Consider the following 24,309-nt stretch of genomic DNA (forward strand, 5'->3'; position numbering starts at 1 on the left):
ATCTCGCCGAGGTGTTCCATGCGGGCGCGCAACCCTCGACGGATCTGCGGCCCCGGGAGCCGGGGATGGCGCAGTCCCCGATGGCACGGGTGCGCACGCGTTTCGCCGACACGGCGTTCTGGCAGGGCGGGATCGTGCTGGCGCCAGGCGAATCGCGCAGCTTCGACGTGGTGCTGCCGGACAACCTGACCCGCTGGCGTGCCGTGGCGTGGAGTGCCGACGCGGACGATGGCTTCGAGCAGACGGATGCCGCGCTGGAAGTCGGGCTTCCGGTGGAAGCGCGCCTGCAGACACCCGTGCGACTCTATCCGGGCGACAAGGCCAGGCTGGCCGCGCATGTGCGACAGGCCGGCGACACCGCCATGCCGGTGCAGGCGCGGATCGACCTCCAGGGCGACGGCATGGCGCAGGGAGACGAAGCTGGTCATTCCCTGACGCTGGTGCCACGCGGCCAGGCCAGCATCGCCAGGATCTTCCAGCCGACCATGGTGGGTTCGGTGCAGGCGGTGGCGTCGGTGGACGGGCAGGCGGCTCGGGATGCCGTCGCCGCCCCCATCCAGATCGCGTCGCCGCTCGTCTCCGCACGCCGCGTCCAGGCTGGCTGGCTGGACCAGGCGAATGTCGCGCTGCAGGTGCCGGGACTGCCTGCCGACGCACGGGATGCGCGTCTGGCGATTGAAGTCAGTCGTGGCGGTGCGGGACTGATCGAGCGCTGGACGCGCGACCTGCACGCTTACCCGCACCGGTGCTGGGAGCAGATCCTCAGCCGAGCGGTCGGCGCAGCGCTGACCATCGAACGCGGCGATGGCGATGCCTGGCCGGACGCGGCCGCGACGGTCAAGGAGGCGCTCGACAATGCGGCGGTCTTCCAGGGCGAGGAGGGCGGCATGCGTTACTTCGCGGCTGAAGAAGACCTGGATGACCTCGGGTTCGGCGCACGCGACGAGGTCGCGTTGACGGCTTACACGCTGCAGGCCTTTGCGTGGCTGCGGGCGTGGGGTCATGCGGTGCCCGTGCAGGTCGAGCGCGATGCGCGCGACTTCCTCGCTGCCCGGCGTCTTCCCTCGGAGGCGGTGGAGCCGCGCCGCAAGCGCGAACCGCCTGCGGGCGTGGACGCTGCGACGCGGGCCGCATTCGAAGCCGCTGAAGCCGCTGCGGCGGCAGCAGATGCAGCAGTGGCAGCAGCAGATGCCGCAGCGGCAGCCGGTGAGGCGGCTGCCTCGCGATCGCAGGGTGATGCGCCCGACGGTCACGACGATGCTGCGATTGCGGTCGCCGCCGTCCAAACAGACAAGGCCAGTCTCGATAGCCTCTGGCGTGTGTGGGAAGGACTTGCATTGCCGGTGCGCATCAACGGACTGCGTGCATTGGCGGGTGCACGGCATCCGGCGGCACCCGATGCGCTGGCGTCCGTGCTGACACGCTTCCCGGTGCGCGGCCTGGCCCGCCGGATCGATGGCGACGAAGACTGGACCCGCTGGATGGGCTCGCGGATGCGCGAGCAATGCGCCTTGATCGGGGTGCTCGACGAGCATCCCGAACTGGCCGGGAGGCAGGTGCGCGATGCGCTGCTCAGGGGTCTGGTCGATCTGTACGCGGGCGGTGCGCCGAGTGTCGACACCCAGACCGGCGCGTATTGCCTGATGGCGATGCATGGCGTGGCTGCATCCGGCCCGGTGCAACCGGCGACCGTGCAGGCGGCGATAGGCACGCAGCAGGCCACGCTTTCCCTGGCCGTCACCCAGCCGCGCGCGCGGTGGTCCGTGCCGCAGGCACCGACCGCAGGGGCTACGCTGACGCTTTCCCAGGCGCCGGACCAGCACGCATGGCTGGGTTACGTGGCCGAGATCGGCTACCAGGAAGACGCTTCCAGGGCGCGCGAATCCGCCGTCGGCATGTCGTTGTCGCGTCGCTACGAGGTCCTGCGCGCGGGACGATGGCAGGCGCCGGGCAAGCAACCCGTGAAGGAGGGCGACTGGATTCGCGTGACGCTGGCGATGCAGACGGCATCGCCGCGACACTTCGTGGCCCTGACGGATGATGTGCCCGGCGGGCTGCGCCCCACCGATCTTGCACTCTCGGCCGTGGCCGGCCTTGACCTCCAGCAGGTGTCATCGACGGGCAGCCTCATGTTCCGTACGCGCAGGCTCGATCCGCGGTCGCCGAAGTTCTACGCGGAATACCTGCCGGCGGGTCGCCACGAGGTGCACTACTTCGCGCGCGTGGCGAACGCGGGCGACTACCTTGCAGCGCCTGCCACGGCAGAGTTGATGTACGGCAACACCAGCCATGCACGCACGGCGGCGGATCACCTGCACATCGTGCCGTCGCATTCGCCGTGAATCGGATACGCGACGGCCTTCGGGCCGTCGTCCTGATCGCCCGGGGTCGTCAGTGCGCTTCCGCGGACGCCGCCGTGTCCACCAGCACGATCCGCTCGCCGCCGTCCACGTTGACGGCCAGTGTTTCGTAGCGCCATTCGCCGGCCTGCTTCTTCGCGACGACGAACAGCGTGCCATCGGCTTTCGGGCCGTCCAGCGGGATCGCCAGGTTGGCTTCGCCGTCGGGGCCGTTGCTGCTGAAGTTTCCCTGCACCAGCCAGCCGGCCTGGATCGGCGTGCCGAGCGCGGCCGTCACGGCGGGATCGGCTTCCGCCCGTGCCATCGCGTGCTGGTACGGGCCCGAGGACTTCATCGCGCCGAAGACCAGCGCCAGGATGCCGAAGATGAAGGCGGCGAACAGTGCGAACAGCAGCGCCGCGATCACCGGCACGCACCACTTCCAGTTGCGGCTCCACCAGGAGGTGGAGGGCGGGGTCGTCGTGTGCATGCGCGAGCTCCGGTCGTTCCCCGTTGAACGCTTACGGCTTCAGGCAGCGGCCAAGGAAATCCTCGGTCAGCCGGTAACGGTGCAGCAGGTCGGTGCCGCGCAGGCCGTGCTTGGCGCCGGGGTACGTCATCAGTTCGAACGGCGTACCGCGCTTCTGCAACTCGCTCATCAGCTTGGTGGAGTTGGTGAACAGCACGTTGTCGTCGGCCATGCCGTGGACCAGCAGCAGCTTGCCGGCGCCGATGCCGTCCACATGGGTGAACACGCTGGCTTCGCGATAGCCGGCTTCGTTCGCCTTCGGCAGGTCCATGTAGCGTTCGGTGTAGTGGGTGTCGTACAGCGCCCAGTCGGTGACCGGCGCGCCCGCCACGCCGCAGGCGTAGGCCTCGTCCTGCTTGGCCAGCAGCATCAGCGTCATGTAGCCGCCGTTGGACCAGCCGTATACGCCGATGCGCGCGGGATCGACGAAGGATTGCGACTTCAGCCACTCGACGCCGCGCAGCTGGTCGTCCACTTCCACCGTGCCCTGCTTGCCGTACAGCGCGCCGCCGAAGGCCGCACCACGACGCGGCGTGCCGCGGTTGTCCAGCGAGAACACCACGTAACCCTGTTGGGCCAGGTACTGGTTGAAGAAGGCATCGCTGCGGCCGGGCCAGGCGCGGGTGACGGTCTGCGCGGCGGGGCCGCCGTAGACGAAGACCACGACGGGGTACTGCTTCTTCGCATCGAAGCCGGCCGGCTTGATCAGGCTGTAGTGCAGTGGCGTGGTGCCATCCGCCGCCGTCAGCGTGCCGTAGGTGGTCGGCTGGTGCGCCGCGCGGTACTTCGCGTAAGGATGCGCAGCATCGGCCACGTCGTTGGCGAGCAGGGTCGCCAGCTTGGTGCCGTCGGCCTTGAAGAGTTCGATCTGCGGCAGCACGGTGTCGCTGGACCAGCTGTCGACGAAGACGCTGGCGTTGCGTGCGAACGCAGCCGCGTGCACGCCGGGCGCCTGCGTCAGCCGACGCGGTTCGCCACCGGCCAGCGGCACGGCGTAGACATGCGTTTCGGTGACGCCGTCGCGGGTGCCGCCCACGTAGGCCAGGCCCGCGCCTTCATCCAGGGCGAGCACACCATCGACAACCCACGCCCCCTGCGTCAGCGCCGTCAGCGTCGCGCCGTCTTCCGACGCGACGTACAGGTGTTCGAACCCGCTGCGCTCCGACGACCACAGGAAGCGCCCGTCCTTCAGGAAACGCAGGTCGCTGTGCAGCGGGACCCAGGTCTTGGACGTCTCGGTCACCAACGTGCGCTGCGTGCCGGTCGCCACAGTGGTTTCGATCAGGTCGAGCTTCTTCTGGTCGCGCGACTGGCGCTGGAACGTCAGTCGCTGCGGATCGCGCCAGTCCACGCGGGCCAGATAGATGTCCGGATTCTTGCCCAGATCGATCCAGCGCGGCGTCGCGCCGGTCTTCGGCGCGATCACGCCCAGCTGCACCAGCACGTTGTGGTCGCCGGCGGCCGGGTAGCGCTGCTCGACCACGTCGGTGCGATCGGGATAGACCTCGTAGCGCTTCTGCACCGGCACCGGGGTTTCGTCGATGCGGGCGAAGGCGATGGCCGAATCGTCCGGCGCCCACCAGTAGCCGGTGTGGCGGTCCATTTCCTCGTCGGCGACGAATTCGGCTACGCCGTTGCCGATCGTGTCGCTGCCGTCGCGGGTGAGCTGCACTTCCTTGCCGTCGGCCAGGGCGATGACCCACAGGTTGCGGTCGCGGATGAAGCTGACGAAGCCGCCTTTCGGCGAGATCTTCGGATCGGTGGCGAAGCCGCCGCCGTTCGTGAGCTTGCGTACCGCGGCCTTGCCGGTCTTCGACAGGTCGTAGAGGTACAGCTCGCCACCCAGCGGGAACAGCAGCGCCTTGCCGTCGGGCGACCATTGGTAATCGACGATGCCGGACAACGCCGCGATGCGCTGGCGCTCGCGGCGCGCCTTCTCTTCGTCGCTCAGCACTTCCTCACCCGGCAGCACTACCGACGAATCCACCAGCAGGCGCGTCTGCCCGCTGGCGACGTCGTATTCCCACAGATCCAGCCGGTTGCGGTCGCGGTCCTTGCCGCGCAGGAAGGTCACCCGCGCGCCATCCGGCGCGACCTGCGGCTTGGTCAGCGTGGGGCCCGACAGCGGCGCGCTGCCGGTGATGGCTTCCAGGGTGAGTTTCTCGGCGTGGGCGGGCAGGGCGGTGGCGACGGTCATCAGGGCGAACAGGGCAAGGCGCATGGGACTTCTCGGGCGGCAGGGCCGGTCAGTCCCGGATTATGACGCGAACGCCGCCGCCGGTTTTCAGGCCTTCGGTGCGCCCTGTCCGAACAGGTGCTTGCGCTCTTCGTCGCTGAGCGGCTGGCCGGCGTTCGGATTGACCTGCGATTTCAGCGCATACGCGCGCTGCACGGCAGGACGCGCGGCGATCTCCGCGTGCCAGCGCTGCAAGGCGGGATAAGGCGTCAGGTCCAGCGGGGCCTTGTCGTAGGCGTTGATCCAGGGATGCGTGGCCATGTCGGCGATGCTGTAGTCCGCCCCGGCGATGAAGGCGCTCCGTTCCAACTGCTTGTCCAGCACGCCGAGCAGACGCTGCACCTCGCGCGTGTAGCGGTCGATGGCATACGGGATCTTCTCCGGCGCGTACACGGTGAAGTGGCCGTACTGTCCGGTCATCGGCCCCAGGCCGCCCATCTGCCACATCAGCCACTGGTTCACCGCCACTTTCTGGCGCGTATCGGCGCCGAAGAAGCGCCCGGCCTTGTTGGCCAGGTACAGCAGGATGGCGCCGGACTCGAACACGCTGATCGGTTCACCGCCGTCGGCGGGCGCGTGGTCGATGATCGCCGGCATCTTGTTGTTGGGCGAAAACGCGAGGTACTCCGGCTTGAACTGGTCGCCCTTGCCGATGTCCACCGGCACGATGCGGTAGTCCAGCTTCGCGCCGGCCTCCGCCAGTTCTTCCAGCATCAGGGTGATCTTGTGGCCGTTGGGCGTGGGCCAGTAGTACAGATCGATCATGTCGGTTCCTCGCGGGGGAGAGCCGCAGTCTAGCGGCGGTGGTGGACTTGGCAGCGTCAAATCCGGCCGCTACCCTGCGCCATCCTTGGAAAACACTGTTCCCCATCGCCCATGTCGCAGCCCACCAATGCCCGTCTCGGTTTCCTGCCCAACCTGATCTTCGCTTCGCGCTGGCTGCAGCTGCCGCTGTACCTGGGCCTGATCATCGCGCAAGGCGTCTACGTGTTCCTGTTCCTCAAGGAGCTCAAGCACCTGGTGATGGACGCGAACAGTCTCACCGAGCAGGGCATCATGCTGCTGGTGCTGGGTCTGATCGACGTGGTGATGATCTCCAACCTGCTGGTCATGGTGATCGTCGGTGGCTATGAGACCTTCGTGTCGCGCCTGCGCCTGGAAGGGCACCCGGACCAGCCGGAGTGGCTGAGCCACGTGAACGCCTCGGTGCTGAAGGTGAAGCTGGCGATGGCGATCATCGGCATCTCGTCGGTCCACCTGTTGAAGACCTTCATCGGCGCCGGCGAACTCGGCCTGCCGCTGTGCGGCTCGCCCGATCACCTGGCGGCGCTCAATACCGTCGCCACGGCGTTGCAGGCCGGCTACACGGTGGCGGCCGCGAAGTGCACGGCGGTGACGACCACGGCGGTGATGTGGCAGACGATCATCCACGGCGCCTTCATCCTGTCCGCGATCGGCATCGCCTACACCGACAGGATCATGAGCAACGGCGCACCCGCCAAGCACGCCACGCACTGAGCCCAGCGTGGCCGGCACCGCCATCCTCCGCGATGCGACCGAGGCCGATACTGCGGCCATCGTCGCGCTGAACGCGGCGGAAGTCCGTCACACCAGCCCGATGGATGCGGACAGGACGCGCGTGCTCGCGTCGTTGTCCGCCTACCATCGCGTCGCCGAAGTGGAGGGCCGCGTTGTCGCCTTCCTGATGGCGATGCGCGCCGGTGCGGACTACCGCAACGACAATTTCGCGTGGTTCGCTGCGCGCTACCCGGATTTCCTGTACGTGGACCGCATCGTCGTGGACGCGTCGGTGCAGGGCCTGCGGTTGGGCTCGACGCTGTACGCCGACCTGTTCGCCTTCGCCCGCGCACAGGGCATTCCGCGTATCGCCTGCGAGTTCAACGTGGTGCCACCGAACGAGCCCTCGCGCCTGTTCCATGCCCGCCACGGCTTCGTCGAAGCGGGCAGCCAGTGGCTCGACGCGGGGCGCAAGCAGGTCTCGATGCAGGTGACCGAGCTGGCCTGAACCGCGCGCCGTCCCAGGGTCTGGGCGCCGCAGGCCGTAAAATGGTCGGATGGATGTCTCCCACCTGCTCGACCACCTGAATCCGGCCCAGCGCGAGGCCGTCTCCGCCCCGCCGGGCCATTACCTCGTCCTCGCCGGCGCCGGCTCCGGCAAGACCCGCGTGCTGACGCACCGCATCGCCTGGCTGAACGAAGTGCACGGCGTGCCCGCGCACGGCATCCTCGCGGTGACCTTCACCAACAAGGCCGCCGGCGAAATGCGCGCGCGTGCGGACATGCAGCTGCGCACCGGCAGCCGCGGCATGTGGATCGGCACCTTCCACGGCCTGGCGCACCGTCTGCTGCGCCTGCACTGGCAGGAAGCGAAGCTGCCGGAAACCTTCCAGGTGCTGGACAGCGACGACCAGCAGCGACTGGTCAAGCGCGTGGTGCAGGGGATGGAGCTGGACGAGGCCAAGTACCCGCCCAAGCAGCTCGCCTGGTGGATCAACGAGCAGAAGGACGAAGGCCGACGTCCGGAGCACATCCAGCCCGCACCCAACGACGACTGGCTGGACGTGCGCCGGCAGGTCTACGCGGGTTACCAGGAGCGCTGCGACCGCGCCGGCCTGGTGGACTTCGCCGAACTGCTGCTGCGCGCCCATGAAGTGCTGCGCGATACGCCAGCGCTCCTGGCGCATTACCGCGCACGGTTCCGCCAGATCCTGGTGGACGAGTTCCAGGACACCAACGCCATCCAGTACGCGTTCGTGCGCGTGCTCGCGGGCGACACGGGCCAGGTCTTCGTGGTCGGCGACGACGACCAGAGCATCTACGGCTGGCGCGGTGCGAAAGTCGAGAACATGCAGCAGTTCCTGCGCGACTATCCCAGCGCGCAGACGATCCGGCTGGAACAGAACTACCGCTCCAGCGCCAACATCCTGGGCGCGGCGAACGCGGTGATCGCACACAACCCGGGCCGCATCGGCAAGCAGCTGTGGACCGATACCGGCGATGGCGAACCGATCGATCTGTACGCCGCCTACAACGAGATGGACGAAGCGCGCTTCGTCGTCGAGCGCATCCGGCAATGGGTGCGCGAGGGCGGCAGCCTGGGCGATGCGGCCATCCTGTACCGCAGCAACGCGCAATCGCGAGCCTTCGAAGAGGCGCTGCTGTCCGAGCAGCTCCCGTACCGCGTCTATGGCGGCATGCGCTTCTTCGAGCGTGCCGAAATCAAGGATGCGCTGGCCTATCTGCGCCTCGTCGCCAACCGTGCCGATGACGCGGCGTTCGAGCGCGCAGTCAACACGCCGACGCGCGGCATCGGCGAGCGCACGCTGGATGAAGTCCGTCGGCTGGCGCGTGGCGCGCGCGTGTCGCTGTGGGGCGCGGCGATGCTGGCCGCGCAGGGCACGGAGCTGGCCGGGCGCGCGCGCAACGCGCTGGCCGCGTTCCTGTCGCTGGTCGAGCAACTGGCGGGCGAGACCGCCGAGATGGACCTCGCCGAGCGCGTGGACCACGTGCTGGTCCGCTCCGGCCTGCGCGAGCATTGGGCGAAGGAAAGCCGTGGCGGACTCGATTCCGAATCCCGCACCGAGAACCTGGACGAACTCGTCTCGGTGGCGTCGCGCTTCGTACGCCGCATCGACGATGACGAAACGACCGAGGGCATGAGCGAGCTGGTCGCCTTCCTGTCCTATGCCGCGCTGGAAGCCGGCGAAGGCCAGGTGGAAGCGGGCGAAGATGGCGTGCAGCTGATGACGCTGCACTCGGCCAAGGGCCTGGAATTCCCGCTGGTGTTCCTGGTCGGGCTGGAAGAGGGCCTGTTTCCCAGCAACCGCTCGCTCGACGAGAGCGGCCGGCTGGAAGAAGAGCGGCGCCTGGCGTACGTCGGCATCACCCGCGCCCGCCAGAAGCTCGTGCTGACGTTCGCCGAGGCACGACGCCTGCACGGACAGGACATGTACGGCATCCCGTCGCGGTTCCTGCGCGAGATTCCCGCGTCGCTGGTCAATGAAGTGCGCCCCCGCGTGCAGGTGAGCCGCGCCGCGCCGGGCTTCGCGACGCGTCCCGCCGCCGGCCATGCCAGCCTGGAAACCCCGGGACTCAAGCTGGGCCAGACGGTCACCCATGCCAAGTTCGGCCACGGCGTGGTCACCGACTACGAAGGCAGCGGCGCGCATGCGCGCGTGCAGGTCAACTTCGACAGCGAAGGCAGCAAGTGGCTCGTGCTGGCCTACGCGAACCTGCAGGCGGTGTAGCGCATCCGATTGATTCAGATCACGGCGGACTAAGCCCGCCGGGCGTGTAATGGCCGCATCCCATCGTCATGAGGTGCGGCATGTACCGGCATATCCTGATCGCCACCGATGGCTCCGAGCTGGCCGGCAAGGGCGTGGAGCACGGCCTGACCCTGGCGGCACGCCTGCAGGCGCGTGCGACCGTGCTGACGGTCAGCGAGCCCATCAACACCGGCTTCGACGACGCGCTCGGCTGGAGTGCCGTGGGCACCTCGATGCCGGAATTCCAGACGGCCCGTGAAGAAGCCGCGCGCAAGGTGTTGGCCGGGGCGTCCGCGCAGGCCGCGGGCGTCGGGGTGGACGCCGCCACGCTGCACATGGCCGACCGCTATGCCGCCGAGGCCATCGTGGAAGCGGCGGAACGCCAGGGCTGCGACCTGATCGTGATGGCATCGCACGGGCGCCGCGCGTTGGGGCGCCTGTTGCTGGGCAGCCAGACCAGCGAAGTGCTGGCGCGCTGCGGGGTACCGGTGCTGGTGATCCGCTGAGCGCGGCGCCTCACCAGCCGTAGAGCTTCCAGTACACCGGCGAGATGTCGCTGTTGTCCTTGCTCTTGTCCAGGCGGCCGTCGCCATCGGAGTCGTACAGGAAATAGGGCGCGCCGCGCGACGGCGTGACCTTGACCATGCGCAGATTGCCGGCCACCCGGTATTCCTCGATGGTGTCGCCGTTCTTCTCGGTGCGCACGGCGACCTGGGCATTGGCGAGATCGACGCCGGTCGGTGCACTGGCGCCACCGGTGGAAGCGCAGCCGGCCATGGCCAGCACGCAGGACAGCAGCAGGGCGCGTTTCAGCGAGCGGGTCATGGGGGCATCCTGGCGGGGGTAGTGGCCGGATTATGCGCCCAACGCGTGGTGCGCGCGTGACGCCGGCCCGGGAGGCGCGGCGTAGAATGCGGGCATGACACGACTCGTACTGATCGACGGTTCCAGCTACCTGTTCCGCGCTTTCCACGCGCTGCCTCCGCTCACCAACGCACACGGCGAACCGACCGGTGCGCTGTTCGGCGTGGTCAACATGCTGCGCGCGACGCTGAAGGAGAAGCCGGACTACGTGGCCTTCGTGCTGGATGCCAGTGGCCCGACGTTCCGCGACGAGCTCTACGCCGATTACAAGGCGAACCGTCCGCCCATGCCGGAAGACTTGCGCGCGCAGGTCGAACCCATGCGACGCATCGTACAAGCGCTCGGTTTCCCGCTGCTGTGCATCGATGGCGTGGAGGCCGACGACGTGATCGGCACGCTGGCGCTGCAGGGTGCGGCGCAGGGGATGGAGGTGACCATCTCCACCAGCGACAAGGACTTCGCCCAATTGGTGCGCCCGGGCGTGGCACTGGTCAATACGATGAGCGGCAGCCGCCTGGACTCCACCGAATCGGTGATGGAGAAGTTCGGCGTGCGGCCGGACCAGATCGTCGATTTCCTCGCCCTGATGGGCGATACCGTCGACAACGTGCCGGGCGTGGAGAAGTGCGGCCCCAAGACGGCGGCGAAGTGGCTGGGCGAGTACGGCACGCTCGACGCGATCATCGACAAGGCCGGCGACATCAAGGGCAAGATCGGCGACAACCTGCGCGCCGCATTGCCGCGCCTGCCGTTGAACCGCACGCTGGTGACCATCAAGACCGACGTGGCGCTGGACGGCGGCCCGGAGACGCTTCCGCTGCGCGACCGCCATGTCGATGAGCTGCGCGAACTCTACGCGCGCTACGGCTTCAACCAGGCGCTGAAGGAGCTCGAGGGCGGCGCCCTCGACGCGGCCTCCGTCGTGGAGAAAGAGCCGGGCCGGGCCCGTGGCACGGGGCGCGTCGCGGCGGCAGCGGTCGACGAAGGTCCCGTGGATGCTTCGCTGGGCGTCGAGGGCGAGTACGCAGCCGTGACCGAACCCGCGCAACTGGATGCGCTGGTGGTGCAATTGCAGGCGTCGGACGAATTCGCGTTCGACACCGAAACCGACAGCCTGGACCCGATGCAGGCCCGTCTGGTCGGCCTGAGCTTCGCCACCGAGACCGGCAAGGCCGTGTACGTGCCGGTCGGGCACGACTATCCGGGCGCTCCCCCGCAGCTCGAACGCGCTCATGTGCTGGACGCGCTCGCGCCGGTGCTCGCGGATCCGGCGAAGCGCAAGCTGGGCCAGCACGGCAAGTACGACCTGCATGTGCTGCGCCGGTATGGCGTGGACGTGCAGGGCTACGCCGACGACACGATGCTGGAAAGCTTCGTGCTGAACGCCGGCAGCAACCGCCACGACATGGACAGCCTGGCCAAGCGCTTCCTGGGCTACGACACGATCAAGTACGAGGACGTGGCGGGGAAGGGCGCCAAGCAGATCCCGTTCTCGCAGGTGGCGATCGACGATGCCACCCGCTACGCCGCCGAGGATGCCGACATCACCCTGCGCCTGCATCGCGCGATCGCGCCGAAGCTGGCGGCCGAGCCGGGACTGGAAAGCGTGTATCGCGACATCGAGATGCCGCTGGTGCCGGTGCTGGCGCGCATCGAGGCCAACGGCGTGATGATCGACGGCGCCGAGCTGCGCCGGCAGAGCACCGACCTGTCCAAGCGCATGCTGGCTGCGCAGCAGAAAGCGATCGAACTCGCCGGACGCACCTTCAACCTCGATTCGCCGAAGCAGCTGCAGGCGCTGCTGTTCGATGAACTCAAGCTGCCGGTACTGGTGAAGACGCCGACCGGCCAGCCCAGCACGAACGAGGAAGCGCTCGAAGCCATCGCCGACCAGCACGAACTTCCGCGCGTGATCCTGGAGTACCGCGGCCTGGCCAAGTTGCGCAGCACCTACACCGACAAGCTGCCGGAGATGGTCAATCCCGACACCGGCCGTGTGCACACCAGCTACCACCAGGCCGGCGCGGCGACCGGGCGCCTGTCGTCCACCGATCCGAACCTGCAGAACATCCCGATCCGTACCGAGGACGGGCGCCGCATCCGCAAGGCCTTCGTCGCGCCGGCGGGCCGCAAGCTGGTGGCCTGCGATTATTCGCAGATCGAGCTGCGCATCATGGCCCACCTGTCGCAGGATCCCGGGCTGGTGCGCGCGTTCGAATCCGGCGCCGACATCCACAAGGCGACCGCGGCGGAAGTATTCGGCCGCAAGCTGGAGGACGTGACCGGCAACGAGCGGCGCGCGGCGAAAGCGATCAACTTCGGCCTGATGTACGGCATGAGCGCCTTCGGCCTGGCGCGCCAGTTGGGCATCGGGCGCGGCGAGGCGCAGGACTACATCGCGCTGTACTTCAGCCGTTACCCGGGCGTGCGCGACTACATGGAGCGCACCCGTCAGCAGGCCCGCGAGCACGGGTTCGTCGAAACCGTGTTCGGCCGGCGCCTGTACCTGGAATACATCAACAAGGGCACGCAGGGCCAGCGCGCCGGTGCCGAACGCGCGGCGATCAACGCGCCCATGCAGGGCACCGCGGCCGACATCATCAAGCGCGCGATGATCGGCGTGGACGCGTGGCTGGCCGGCTACCGCGAGCGCGCCCTGATGATCCTGCAGGTGCACGACGAACTAGTGTTCGAGGTCGATGCGGACTTCGTGCCGACCCTGCTGCAGGAGGCGACGGCCCGAATGGCGGCGGCGGCGCAATTGAGCGTTCCGCTGGTGGTCGACAGCGGGGTCGGCGACAACTGGGAAGAGGCCCATTAGCCGGGCCTGAAAACGTTTTCCCTTCCGGAACATGGGCTTGCGGAAGGTTCGGGAAAACCCTGTCAGGTATATTTGTATACCGACCAGTTCAATAAAATGAATTCCCCCTGAATCTTACGGTTTTTTAACCGGAATCTTCACGAACCATCCATGTGCGGAGTGGTCATATAGCTCGCGACAGATGCAACGTCTGTCGCTGATCTCTCCCATCCCCTGGAGCGATCTCCCCCCGGAGCGACGACCCCTCCCCAGGTCCCGCTCCCCTGGCCCCGCCGATCTCCCCCTGGTCTGCGGGGCTTTTTATTGCCTGTCGTTTGTCCCGGCGTGCGCTACCGTGCGCGCACTCCCTCCTGCCGGGTGATGCATGAGCGCTCCGTTCGAACAGATGTTCCAGCTGGCCATGCCCTGGTGGGCCTTCGTGTTCCGCGCCTGCGTGGTGTATTTCATCCTGCTCGGGATGATCCGCTTGTCGGGCAAGCGCACGATGGGCCAGTTCACCCCGTTCGACATGCTGCTGGTCGTGCTGCTCGGCAACGCCGTGCAGAACGCGCTGCTCGGCGAGGACACCTCCGTGGGCGGCGGCCTGCTGCTGGCGGCCACGCTCATCACCTTGAACTGGCTCGTCGGCCTGGTGTCCGCACGATCGCCGCGGGTGGAGCGCTGGGTGGAAGGCGCGCCGGTGCTGCTGGCGCGCGACGGCCAGGTCTATCGCGACGTGCTGCGCCGCGAGCTGATCAGCCGCGAGGACTTCGAGAAGGCCATGCGCGAAGCCGGCTGCCTGGACATGGCCGACATCCGGCTCGCCGTGCTGGAGAACAACGGGCACATCACGCTGGTGACGCGGCAGGATCCGAGAACCGATGTGGACGCGACGTAACTCGCGACCGCGGATTCAGCCCGCTTCCGCCAGCCAGTCGCGCGGTCGCAGGTAGTCGGCCAGGCGCTGTTCGTCGCTGCCGTCCTCGGGCGCGTAGCCGTACTCCCAGCGGACCAGGGGCGGCAGGCTCATCAGGATGGATTCGGCGCGTCCGCCGCTCTGCAGGCCGAACAGCGTGCCGCGGTCGTAGACCAGGTTGAACTCCACGTAGCGGCCGCGGCGGTAGAGCTGGAACTGCCGCTCGCGCTCGCTGTAAGGCGCGTCCTTGCGGCGCGCGACGATGGGCAGGTAGGCATCGAGGAAGCCGTCGCCGACGGCGCGCAGGTAGCCGAAGTCGCGCTCGAAGTCCTCGCCCAGGTCGTCGAAGAACAGGCCGCCCACGCCGCGCGTTTCATTGCGGTGCTTGAGGAAGAAGTACTCGTCGCACCAGCGCTTGTGCGCGTCGTAGCGCGCCTGGCCACCGAAGGGCGCGCACAGGTCGTGCGCGGTGCGGTGCCAGTGATGGACGTCTTCGTCGACGGGATAGAACGGGGTCAGGTCGAAGCCGCCGCCGAACCACCACGCCACCGTTTCGCCATCGCGCTCGGCACGGAAGTGGCGCACGTTCGCGTGGGTGGTGGGCAGGTGCGGGTTGCGCGGATGGAACACGAGCGAGACGCCGACCGCGCGCCAGGACGCGCCGGCGAGCTCGGGGCGATGCGCAGACGCCGAGGGCGGCAGGCGATCGCCGGAGACATCGGAAAACCCGATGCCGGCCTGCTCGAACACCGCGCCATCGCGCAGGACGCGGGTACGCCCGCCACCGCGGATCGGCGAGGCATCGCCCGGTGCGCGGCTCCAGGCGTCCTCGTGGAAACGGGCGGAGCCGTCGGCCGCTTCGATGGCGGCGCAGATACGGTCCTGCAGGTCGGTGAGGTAGTCGCGGACGGGCGTGATGTCGTTCATGCCGCGCATTCTACCGGGGCGGCTGCGTCCACCCGAACTCCGCGCGCACGGCCGGGCGGCACAGCTGCCACACGATCAGCGCATGCAGCACGCCGAACACGATCGCGGTCACCCACGCCATCGTCAGCGACATCGCGCGCAGCGAGGCCAGTTCCGCCAGCAGCGGCGCGGCGTCGGGCGTCTGCGGCAGCCGGTCGACCCACGCGAACACGCCGTCGATCACGGCGATGCCGGCGAAGTTGGCCAGCGCGCCCAGCACCATGAACAGGACGAAGCCCCACCACGCCCATGCGCGTCGCCGTAGCAGGCCCACGGAGACGGCCAGGAAGGCTGCGCTCACCAACAGGAAGCCGACGGCGATGGCGGTGAGGTGCGACAGCACCCACAGCGCCGACGCCGGCACCGGCTGCGTCGCGACGAAGTCGAGGAACCGGGCGACCTCCGCGCCCCGCAGGATCACCCACGCGGCCACGACCTGCAGCGCCGCATACAGCGTCGCCCCGGCGCCCACGACGATCGAGACCTTCGCCATCACGGTGACGAAGGCGGTGCCGCTCGCGGTGGGCGACGAAGGACGCATGGCTTACTTCAGGTTCTGCTCGAACAGCTTCAGCACGCGCTTGTATTCGTCCAGCCAGGAATCCGAACGCGTGAAGCCATGCCGTTCCAGCGGATAGGCCGCCAACTCCCAATCGTCCTTGCGCAGTTCGATCAGCTTCTGCGACAGCACCACCGAATCCTTGAAGAACACGTTGTCGTCGATCATGCCGTGCGCGATCAGCAGGTGGTCCTGCAGGCCGTCGGCGTACTCGATTGGCGAGGACGCGCGGTAGGCCTGCGGATCCAGCTCCGGCGTATTGAGGATGTTGCTGGTGTACTCGTGGTTGTACTGGGTCCAGTCCACCACCGGGCGCAGCGCGGCGCCGGCCTTGAACACGCCCGGCGCGCGGAACAACGCCATGAAGGTCATGAAGCCGCCGTAGCTGCCGCCGTAGATGCCGGCATGGTCGCGGTCGCCCTGCTTCTGCGAGACCAGCCATTCCAGTCCATCGAGATAGTCCTCGAGTTCCGGGTGGCCCATGTTGCGGTAGATGGCGGTGCGCCAGTCGCGGCCGTAGCCTTCGCTGGCGCGGTAGTCCAGGTCGAGCACGATGTAGCCGCGGTCCACCAGCAACTGGTGGAACATCTGCTCGCGGAAGTAGTTGGGGTAGCGCGCGGTGACGTTCTGCAGGTAGCCGGCGCCGTGCACGAACATGACGATGGGGTAACGCTTGTCGGCTTCCATCGTCTTCGGCCCGTAGTACTTGCCCCACACCACGCCCGCACCGTGGCGGGACGGTACCTGCACGTACTCCGGTTGGATCCATTCGCGCGCCTTGAACGCCGCAGTGCGGGTGTCGGTCAACACGCGCGCGTCGCCTCCGTCCACGCCGGTCACCGACACCTGGGCAGGCGTATAGCTGCGCGAATGGCGGACCAGCAGCTGGCGACCGTCCGGCGACACGTTGAAGTCCTCCACGCCGTCGAGCGCGGTGACTTCCTTCACCTGGTCGCTGGCCAGGTCGAGCTTGCAGACCTCGTAGTCGCCCGGCCAGCTGCGGTTGCACAGGAACAGGAAGCCGTTGCCGTCCGCGGTCACTTCAACAGCGGAGACCTCCCACTTGCCGGACGTGCGCGCGCGCGGCTTCTCGTTGCCGGTCGCGGTGTACAGGTGCGAGTAGCCGGATTCTTCCGACAGCAGCCACAGCGTGCGGTTGTCGGGCAGCCAGCCGAACTGGTTGAACCCCCAGTTGATCCACGCCTCGTCGGTCAGCCGGTGGCGCGGCAGCAGGCGCGCGCCTGGCAGGTCGACGGTGGCGATCCAACGGTCCTTGTTGTCGACGGCATGCACCTGCACGGCGACCTGGGTGCCATCGTTCGTCCACGCGATCGCGTTGCCGTCGCTGTCGTTCTCCACGCGCACGTCGCGGGACCCCTTCAGCGGTTCCTTCCCTGCCTGCTTGCGCAGCGCAGCCAGCGGGTCGCGGTCGATCCCGGGCAGGGTGTCGAACTTCACTTCCTTGACGCTGCCGTCGGCGAGATCGACGCGCCACAGCGTGTGCGGTACGGGTGCGTTGCGACCCACGCGCGTGCGGACGTCCTGGAATTCCTCGTAACCCGATTCGGTCACGTACTTTGGCATCTTGCCGGCCTGTCCGGCATCGGCGCCCTTCTTGTGCGTCACGACCAGCAACCAGCGGCCGTCGGGCGAGAGCGAGCTGTCGTCGATGTCGACCTCATTGCCGAGGTAGATCGGCGCGGGCGCACGGCTCGGGTCGGCCCTGCGCCAGGCTTCGGCCTGCTTCTGCGCGGCCTCGCGCTGCGCGCGATCGTCGGCCAGCGTGCGGATCGTGCGCAGTTGCTGTTCGCGCAGCGCGTCCGGCTTGGGCGCGGCCAGTGGGTCGCGTTCCGCCTTGAGTTCCGCGACCGTGGTCGTGCCGGCGCCGGCGGTCCAGCGATACCAGCTGTTGCCGGCACGCCAGATCACGGCGCCATCGCGGGCGAAGCGCGCCTGCTGTTCGGCATCGTTGGTGCGGGTCAGCTGGGTGAGCGCGCCATTGCGCAGGTCGCGCACGAACAGGTCGCCGTTGCGGGTGAGCAGCATGCGCTGGCGGGTGGCGTCGTAGACCGGGTTGATGGCGTCGAGGCGTGCGCGCTGGTCATCGGCGATCCGGTGCGCGGCGGCACCGTCGAGGGCCTGTTCGAAGGTGTCGCGCACCGCGCTGCCATCGCGCTTGAGCTCGTACTGCACTTGTTTGCCATCCCATGCCCACCAGGCGCGCTCGACCGGCGGACCGATCCAGTCCGGCTCGGCCATCACCTGTTCCAGCGTGAGCGGCACGGGCGTCTGGGCGTGCGCGACCGGCGCGAACGCGAGCGGCAGCAACAGGGCGAACAGGGCAGGGCGCATCGGGCTTCCGTTAGTGCGAGGTGAAGAGGCGAAGAGTACCAGTCCGTCCGCATGCCTCCCGCCGCCGATCGTCATGCCCGGCGTGATCGCGATGCGGGTTTCGCGCATACGGCATTTCCCGCACAATCCCTGCCTGTCCACCGCCAGGGCGCGATACGCGCGGATGCAAGCCTACGTCTACAAGAGCCAGCGCAAGGCCGACACATTCGTCTACCTGGCGGCGCGCGATGATTTCGCCCGACTGCCCGAGCCGCTGCGCACTCAACTGGGCGACCTGGCCTTCGTGCTCGAGGTCGCCCTGACGCCCGAACGCAAGCTCGCCCGCGAGGATGTCGACGTGGTCCGGACCAACCTGGCCGCGCGCGGGTTCCATATCCAGTTCCCGCCGCAGCCCGATCCCACCGTCCTTCCCGATGCCTGAGTCCCGGCTGCAGACCCGCCACGTCGCCCTGATCGCCTTGTTGGCCGGCCTGCTGCTGGCCGGCGCAGGCGCATGGCTGGGCGGCCTGCCAGCGGCCATCGGTGCGTTGCTTGCGCAGCCGGTGGTGGCGCTGGGCGTGTCGTGGCTGCGGGGCACCCGGGTGCTGGCACCGTCGCGTGCCTGGCGCGAGGACCTGCCGGCCTTGGCGCTGGCCTGGGCGGTGGCGTTCGCTGGCAGCGCGTTGCTGCTGGCCTGGCCGCTGGCCTCGCTGCATGACAGTGGCAGCCTGCCGGCGGCGCTGGGCGTCAGTGCGGTGATCGGCGCCGTCATCGTGGGCCTCTGGCGCACGTGGCCGCTATGGCACGGCCTGGAACGCGACGGCGGGGCGCTGGCCGCCCACTGGCGCGGGCTGCTCGAACACGATTTCCACGCTTGGCGTGGCCTGGCGGTGGCGACGGCGCTGGCCGCGGCCATCGGCGGTGGCCTCTGCCTGGCCTGGCCCGGCCTGGTGCCCGACAGCGCCCGCACCGGCCTCGCCATCGCCTACGCCCTGCTGTTGCCCCTGTTGCACCTGGGCGTGCAGCGGGTGGCGGGCGCGGGCGTGCTGCCGGTGGTCGACATGCCGGAGCGCGAAGGGGACGCCTTCGACGCGCCTGTCGTCGAGCCCGAGGCGGCGGCGGACGTCGATCTGGACCAGGCTCTGTTCGAAGCCGCGCGCGCGGGGCGCGTCGATCGCGCGCTGTCGTTGATCGAAGCCGGCGCCGATGCGCATGCGCTGCCGGCGGACGGTTCGCGCGACCAGCGCAGCCTCGGCGCGCTGGCGGCGGTGCTGCCGGACCTGCGCCTGCTGCGCACGCTGATCGCGCACGGCGTGGACCTGAACCATGCGCATGCCGGCGTCACCCCGCTGCTGGCCGCCACCCGCGACAGCTGGCACGGCCGGCCGGACGCGGTGACCACCCTGCTGGCGAACGGCGCCGACCCGCGCATCGCCGATGCGGAAGGCAACACGCCGCTGCATCACGCCGCGCGCAGTTCCGATCCGGGTGTGGTCGCGTTGCTGCGCGATGCGGCAGCGGAACTCGATGCACTGAACCATGACGGCCTGACCCCCTTGGGCGTGGCCTGCATGGCGGGCAACTGGCGGCTGGCGAAGTTCCTGCTGGAACGCGGCGCGCGTCCCGATCCGCAGGGCGGGCAGCCGGTGCTGCTGGCCGCGGCGGCGACCGAAGAGGACGATCCCGCCGGCGTGCAACTGCTGCTCAAGCACAAGGCCAAGGTCGACGCGCGCGACGCGCAGCGCCGCAGCGCCCTGCACGAGGCGGCCTATGCGGGCCACGCCGAAGTGGCTGCCACGCTGCTTGCCGCCGGTGCCGACGTGCATGCGCGCGACGCCCAGCAGCGCACGCCGTGGCTGGACGCCGCACGCGGCGCCCGCACTGCGGTGCTGGAGAAACTTGCCGAGGCCGGCGCGGATCGCCAGGCCACGGATGCCGAGCGTCGCAACGCATTGATGCTGGCCTGCGGTGCGGAGCAGGTCTCGCCCGCGCTGGTGCGCCGCCTGATGGAATGGGGCCTCGATCCGGCCGACACCGACGCCGCCGGTCGGCGCGCAGTCGATGCCGCGGCGGAAGCCGGCCGTTGGGCGCTGGTCTCGGCGCTCGATCCCGCCTACGCCCTGCCCAATGCCGTGGCGGCCGCAGAAGACGAGACGCCGCCGGACCGCGCACCGTCCGCGCTGTTGCGCGAAGGCCTGGCGAGCGGGCAGTTCGAAGGCCTCGATGCGCTCGCGCGCCTGTGTTCGCGCGAAGAACTTGGCGCGTTGTTGCACGAAACCGACCTGCAGCGACCGACGCGCCTGGCGTGGCTGCTCCGTCATGGGGCCGACGCGGACGTGCGCAACGCGGCAGGCGACACCCTGGCGTTCGCGCTGCTTTCCCAGGGCGCGGCGGGCGCGCAGGCGTTGGGCGCGGTGCTGGCGCGTGGCATATCGCCGGCCGGCGCCGGTGGCCTGGCGCGCTTCCTGGCCGCGTGCGCCGCGGACGACCAGGCAGCGCGGACGCTGGAATCCTGCGCCCTGGACCTGCTGGAGCGCGGCGCCGACCCGTTCGGCGCATCACCGCAAGGCGATCCGGCGCTCTCGCTCGCGGTGCGCCTGGGCTGGCAGCGGGTGCTCGATCGCCTGCTGGACATCGGCGTGGACCGCGAGGCGCGCGACAGCCATGGCATGACGGCACTGCATCTGGCGGCCGTGCTCGGCCGCGAGACTGCACTCAAGCAACTGATCGCCAAGGGCGCATCGCCCGAGGCGCGTGCCGCCGACGGGCAGACCCCGCTGGGCGTGGCGCTGGCCTGCGGGCGGCGCGACCTGGCCGACTGGCTGGACTGGCGCATCTGGCCGCTGCCGAGGCGCGCGCTGCGACCGGCCGATCTTCCATCGGCGGCGATGGCGGGCGACCGCGACGCCGTGCGTCGCCTGCTCGACCTCGGCTTCGACGTCGATTCGCCCGACGCGCAAGGCTGCACCGCCCTGCTGCGCGCGGCCGGCGGCGGCTTCACCACCACGGTGGAACTGCTGATCGCGCGCGGCGCCGACCCGCAGCGCGCCGCGCACACCGGTGCGACGCCGTTGTCGGCCGCGGTCAGCATGCGCCAGGCGGAGATCGTCGGCGCCCTGCTGACGGCGGGCGCGGATATCGAATACCGCCTGCCCGGCGGCGTCACCGTGCTGATGCTGGCAGCAGCCTTGGGCCTGCCCGAGATCGCCGCACGCCTGATCACCGCCGGTGCCAACGTGCATGCCGGCGATGCGCAGGGCCTCACGCCGCTGCATTGCGCCACGCTCTACGGCTTCACCGCCCGCGAGAAGCCGCGGCTGGTCGCCTTGCTCGACACCTTCCTGCTGTCCGGCGCGGAATCCGAGCAGATGGCCTCGGGGTCGGTGACCCCGCTGCTCCTGCTGCTGGGGGCGCGCGCCGAGCCGGGGACCGCCTGTGATGAGGAAGTCGTGCTGGCGGGCCTGGAACGCCTGCTGGACGAAGGCGTGTCGCTCGACGTGCAGGATCCGCGCGGGTTCGGTCCGCTGCACCTGGCCTCGCTGCATGGCCTGCTGCGCGTGGTCAGCCGCCTGCTGCGCGCGGGCGCCGATCCGGAACTGCGCGACGCGCTGAACCGCACCCCGCGCGAGATCGCGGTGATGCGGGGCTTCATCGACGTGGCGGCGGAGTTCGTCCCGGCCACCCCCGGCGCGGGCGCCTCGATGGCCCGCTTCCTGCGCGATCGCAGCTGAGCCGTCGGCTCAACGCGCCGGTGGCGTGTCCTCGCCGGTCGCATCGGCCTCGAACAGTTTCTCCAGATCGCTGATCGCATCGCGCGCGGTCTGGATCACCGCGCCGTCATCGTCGTAGACCAGGTATTGCGCGCGCAGCAGCTTCTCGTCGTGCTGGCGGAAGCGGCGGGTATGTTCGGCCGCGGTGTCCGCCGGCACGCCGAGTTCGACCAGCACCTGCTCCGCCATTTCCAGGCTCGAGCCCAGCGTCTCGCGGTAGGCCTCCGCGCTCAGGTCCATCAACCGCCACGCATGCTGGCGATTGCGCGCGCGCGCGAGCACGCGTGCCTCGGGGAACATGCGGCGGATCAGGCGCGTGGCCTTGATGTTGGTGTCGGGGTCGTCCATCGCGATCACGAAGACTTTCACGTGCTGCGCGCCCGCCGAGCGCAGCAGGTCCGGACGCGTCGGGTCGCCGTAGTACAGGCGGATGTTGCCGAAGCGGCGCAGCGTGTCCACCGTCTCGGGGCTGTGCTCGAGTGCGACGAACGGAATCTTCTGCGCCGTCAGCAGGCGCGCCACGATCTGCCCGAACCGGCCCATGCCGGCGATCAGCACCTGCGGCTGTTCGTCGGGAATCTCGTCGAAGGTGCGCGTGCTGGGTTTCGGCCGGTTCACGCCGGCCAGCAGGCGGTGCAGGCCCAGCAACAGCACCGGCGTGAGCGCCATCGAGACACCGACGATGGCACTGAGCTGGTTGCGCAGTTCGGTATCGATCAGACGCACGCGCGAGGCTTCGCTGAAGACGACAAAGGCGAACTCGCCACCCAGCCAGAGCGTGCCCGCCATCAGCAGTGCGCCCTTGGGTTCCAGGCGTCCCGGCCAGCGGCCGATGCCGAACAGCACGCTGAACTTCACCGCCAGCAGCGTCAGCACGCCGATCGCGATCAGCTCGGGCTGCTTCACCACCGCGTCCAGGTCGATGTCCATGCCCACGGCGATGAAGAACAGGCCCAGCAGCAAACCCTTGAATGGATCGATCTGCGATTCCAGTTCGTGCCGGAACTCGGAGTCGGACAGCAGCACGCCGGCGAGGAACGCACCCAGGCCCGCGCTCAGCCCGGCCAGTTGCATGAACCAGGCGATGCCGAGCACCACCAGCAGCGCACTGGCGGTGAATACCTCCGGCATGCGCGTGCGCGCGACCACGCGGAACAGATGGCGCAACACCAGTCGGCCGCCGAGGACCACGATGGCGATCGCACCGACGGCATGGAACACCATGGTCCAGGTGAGCGTTTCGTTCTTCGCGCCGCCCAGCAGCGGAATGGCCGCCAGCAGCGGGATCGCGACCAGGTCCTGGAACAGCAGGATCGCAAAGCCCAGGCGCCCGTGCTCGCTGGTCAGTTCCTTGCGCTCGGACAACAGCTGCAGGCTGACCGCCGTGGACGACAGGGCCAGGCCCAGGCCGACGACGAGCGCGGTCTTCCAGTGATGCTCGAACAGCAGCGCGATGCCGCCCAGCAGAAGCGCACTGAGCAATACCTGCAGGCCGCCGGCACCGAACACCGGCTTGCGCATCACCCGCAGGCGCGAGGGCGAGAGTTCCAGGCCGATGACGAACAACATCATCACCACGCCGATTTCGGCCGCATTGAGGATGCGGTCGGCATCCCGCACCAGCGCCAGTCCGTCCGGCCCCAGCACCACGCCGGCCACCAGGTACGCCAGCACCGCCCCCAACCCGAAGCGCTTGAACACCGGCACCGCGATCACCGCGGCCAGCAGGAACACCAGCGCCAACTCCAGACCACTACCGTGCATGCGTCACCTCGTGGGGATAGTATGCGGCGGACGGGGCCGGAGAGGCCTACTTCCAGGGATCGAGGAGGGCGTATGAAGCAGCGCGGCACGTGGTTGGCGTGGGTTCTCGTGGGGATGGTGGCGTTCGTGCAGGGTGCTTGGGCGCAAGGCCCCGGCGGTGTGCGCAAACAGGTCGAGGCCAGCATGCGGGTCACCGGCATGATCACGATCCGTGCCGATGGCGGCGTGGCGGCCGTGGCGCTGGACAAGCAGGACCGGCTGCCCGAGGGCATTCCCGACTTCGTGACGAAGGTGGCCAGCGCATGGCGCTTCGAGCCCGTGCTGATCGGGGGCGTGCCGACGCAAGTACAGACAAAGATGAGCGCCCGCCTAGTGGCCAAGTCCACCGGCGACGGCATGATGCAGGTGTCGGTGCGCGGCGCCGATTTCGGCGACTACGAGGCGATCCCGGTCGAGGAGCGCGTCAGCAGCGTCAGCTTGAAGCCGCCCGGCTATCCCATGGTGGCAGCGCGCAGTGGCGCCCAGGGCACGGTGTATCTCCTGCTGAAGATCGAACGCGACGGTTCGGTCAGCGAGGTCGTCGCCGAGCAGGTGAACCTGCGCATCGTGGTGAGCGAGCCGCAGATGCGCCTGTACCGCGAGCGCTTCTCGCGCGCTGCCATCGGCGCGGCGGAGAAGTGGGCCTTCACCCCGCCCACCCGGGGCGAGGCAGCGGAACAGCCGCATTGGGTGATCCGCGTACCCGTCGATTTCACCTTCGACGCCAAGCGCCGCTATGGCCAATGGGAGGCCTATGTGCCGGGGCCGCGTGAGCGTGTGTCCTGGGCGCAGCAGGAAGATCGCCCCGGCTTCTCGCCCGACGTGCTCGCAGATGGTGGCGTGCACATGGAGGGCGGCATGCAGGGACCGAAGCTGCTGACGCCGTTGGATGGGGTGTGATGCGCCG

Annotated in this window: 18 protein-coding genes; 10 read left to right on the forward strand and 8 right to left on the reverse strand. The window is 69.0% G+C overall.

Features of this window, described 5'->3' with window-relative positions; all coding sequences use genetic code 11:
- Positions 1-80: 80 nt before the first annotated feature.
- Complete coding sequence (locus ASD72_RS21605) at positions 81-2,342, forward strand: alpha-2-macroglobulin family protein (protein WP_235578068.1); 2,262 nt, start codon at positions 81-83, stop codon at positions 2,340-2,342.
- Between the two features lie 49 nt (positions 2,343-2,391).
- Here the strand turns inward: ASD72_RS21605 and ASD72_RS19370 are convergent, their stop codons facing one another.
- From ASD72_RS19370 to ASD72_RS19380, 3 genes are all read right to left on the reverse strand, one after another.
- The gene (locus ASD72_RS19370) at positions 2,392-2,829 is read right to left on the reverse strand and encodes a cytochrome c oxidase assembly factor Coa1 family protein (RefSeq protein ID WP_056881611.1); all 438 of its coding nucleotides are present in this window, start codon (positions 2,827-2,829) and stop codon (positions 2,392-2,394) included.
- A gap of 31 nt (positions 2,830-2,860) precedes the next feature.
- Positions 2,861-5,089 carry a S9 family peptidase gene (locus tag ASD72_RS19375; protein ID WP_056881612.1) on the reverse strand — a complete coding sequence of 743 codons (2,229 nt, stop codon included), beginning with the start codon at positions 5,087-5,089 and terminating at the stop codon, positions 2,861-2,863.
- 63 nt (positions 5,090-5,152) lie between these two features.
- Positions 5,153-5,869 (reverse strand): glutathione binding-like protein, encoded by a 717-nt coding sequence (locus ASD72_RS19380; protein WP_056881613.1) that lies wholly within the window; start codon positions 5,867-5,869, stop codon positions 5,153-5,155.
- Between the two features lie 111 nt (positions 5,870-5,980).
- Here ASD72_RS19380 and ASD72_RS19385 point away from each other — a divergent pair, with 111 nt between their 5' ends.
- The 4 genes from ASD72_RS19385 (at position 5,981) to ASD72_RS19400 (ending at position 9,899) form a co-directional block, all read left to right on the forward strand.
- Positions 5,981-6,622, forward strand: coding sequence for a TIGR00645 family protein (locus ASD72_RS19385; RefSeq protein WP_056881614.1), 642 nt, complete (start codon positions 5,981-5,983; stop codon positions 6,620-6,622).
- A gap of 7 nt (positions 6,623-6,629) precedes the next feature.
- The gene (locus ASD72_RS19390; RefSeq protein WP_235578065.1) at positions 6,630-7,130 is read left to right on the forward strand and encodes a GNAT family N-acetyltransferase; all 501 of its coding nucleotides are present in this window, start codon (positions 6,630-6,632) and stop codon (positions 7,128-7,130) included.
- A gap of 49 nt (positions 7,131-7,179) precedes the next feature.
- Entirely contained in the window at positions 7,180-9,372 is a 2,193-nt protein-coding gene (gene uvrD / locus ASD72_RS19395) for a DNA helicase II (protein ID WP_056881615.1), read from the forward strand.
- An 80-nt stretch (positions 9,373-9,452) separates the two neighbouring features.
- Positions 9,453-9,899, forward strand: coding sequence for a universal stress protein (locus ASD72_RS19400; RefSeq protein ID WP_056881616.1), 447 nt, complete (start codon positions 9,453-9,455; stop codon positions 9,897-9,899).
- 10 nt (positions 9,900-9,909) lie between these two features.
- On the opposite strand, the gene ASD72_RS19405 is transcribed toward ASD72_RS19400, so the two are convergent.
- Entirely contained in the window at positions 9,910-10,218 is a 309-nt protein-coding gene (locus ASD72_RS19405) for a DUF2782 domain-containing protein (protein ID WP_056881617.1), read from the reverse strand.
- Between the two features lie 94 nt (positions 10,219-10,312).
- Here ASD72_RS19405 and polA point away from each other — a divergent pair, with 94 nt between their 5' ends.
- Together polA and ASD72_RS19415 are read left to right on the forward strand one after the other, a co-directional pair.
- Positions 10,313-13,078 carry a DNA polymerase I gene (gene polA, locus ASD72_RS19410; protein WP_056881618.1) on the forward strand — a complete coding sequence of 922 codons (2,766 nt, stop codon included), beginning with the start codon at positions 10,313-10,315 and terminating at the stop codon, positions 13,076-13,078.
- Between the two features lie 364 nt (positions 13,079-13,442).
- Positions 13,443-13,955, forward strand: coding sequence for a YetF domain-containing protein (locus tag ASD72_RS19415; protein WP_235578066.1), 513 nt, complete (start codon positions 13,443-13,445; stop codon positions 13,953-13,955).
- A gap of 15 nt (positions 13,956-13,970) precedes the next feature.
- On the opposite strand, the gene hemF is transcribed toward ASD72_RS19415, so the two are convergent.
- From hemF to ASD72_RS19430, 3 genes are read right to left on the reverse strand one after another with little or no spacing between them, the layout of a single operon-like run.
- Positions 13,971-14,900, reverse strand: coding sequence for an oxygen-dependent coproporphyrinogen oxidase (gene hemF, locus ASD72_RS19420; RefSeq protein ID WP_056881648.1), 930 nt, complete (start codon positions 14,898-14,900; stop codon positions 13,971-13,973).
- Between the two features lie 10 nt (positions 14,901-14,910).
- Positions 14,911-15,480, reverse strand: coding sequence for a hypothetical protein (locus tag ASD72_RS19425; protein WP_056881619.1), 570 nt, complete (start codon positions 15,478-15,480; stop codon positions 14,911-14,913).
- Between the two features lie 3 nt (positions 15,481-15,483).
- Positions 15,484-17,850, reverse strand: coding sequence for a S9 family peptidase (locus ASD72_RS19430; protein ID WP_081420476.1), 2,367 nt, complete (start codon positions 17,848-17,850; stop codon positions 15,484-15,486).
- A 163-nt stretch (positions 17,851-18,013) separates the two neighbouring features.
- Here ASD72_RS19430 and ASD72_RS19435 point away from each other — a divergent pair, with 163 nt between their 5' ends.
- Positions 18,014-18,271 carry a YcgL domain-containing protein gene (locus ASD72_RS19435; RefSeq protein ID WP_056881620.1) on the forward strand — a complete coding sequence of 86 codons (258 nt, stop codon included), beginning with the start codon at positions 18,014-18,016 and terminating at the stop codon, positions 18,269-18,271.
- On the forward strand, positions 18,264-21,560 hold the full coding sequence (locus ASD72_RS19440; RefSeq protein WP_056881621.1) for an ankyrin repeat domain-containing protein: 3,297 nt from the start codon (positions 18,264-18,266) through the stop codon (positions 21,558-21,560). The genes ASD72_RS19435 and ASD72_RS19440 overlap by 8 nt, the downstream gene beginning before the upstream one ends.
- 9 nt (positions 21,561-21,569) lie before the next feature.
- On the opposite strand, the gene ASD72_RS19445 is transcribed toward ASD72_RS19440, so the two are convergent.
- Positions 21,570-23,363 carry a monovalent cation:proton antiporter-2 (CPA2) family protein gene (locus ASD72_RS19445; RefSeq protein WP_056881622.1) on the reverse strand — a complete coding sequence of 598 codons (1,794 nt, stop codon included), beginning with the start codon at positions 23,361-23,363 and terminating at the stop codon, positions 21,570-21,572.
- A 72-nt stretch (positions 23,364-23,435) separates the two neighbouring features.
- On the opposite strand from ASD72_RS19445, the gene ASD72_RS19450 reads away from it, so the two are divergent.
- The gene (locus ASD72_RS19450) at positions 23,436-24,302 is read left to right on the forward strand and encodes an energy transducer TonB (RefSeq protein WP_056881623.1); all 867 of its coding nucleotides are present in this window, start codon (positions 23,436-23,438) and stop codon (positions 24,300-24,302) included.
- Positions 24,303-24,309 lie beyond the last annotated feature (7 nt).

The sequence above is a fragment of the Pseudoxanthomonas sp. Root630 genome (assembly GCF_001427585.1).
GTDB lineage: Bacteria > Pseudomonadota > Gammaproteobacteria > Xanthomonadales > Xanthomonadaceae > Pseudoxanthomonas_A.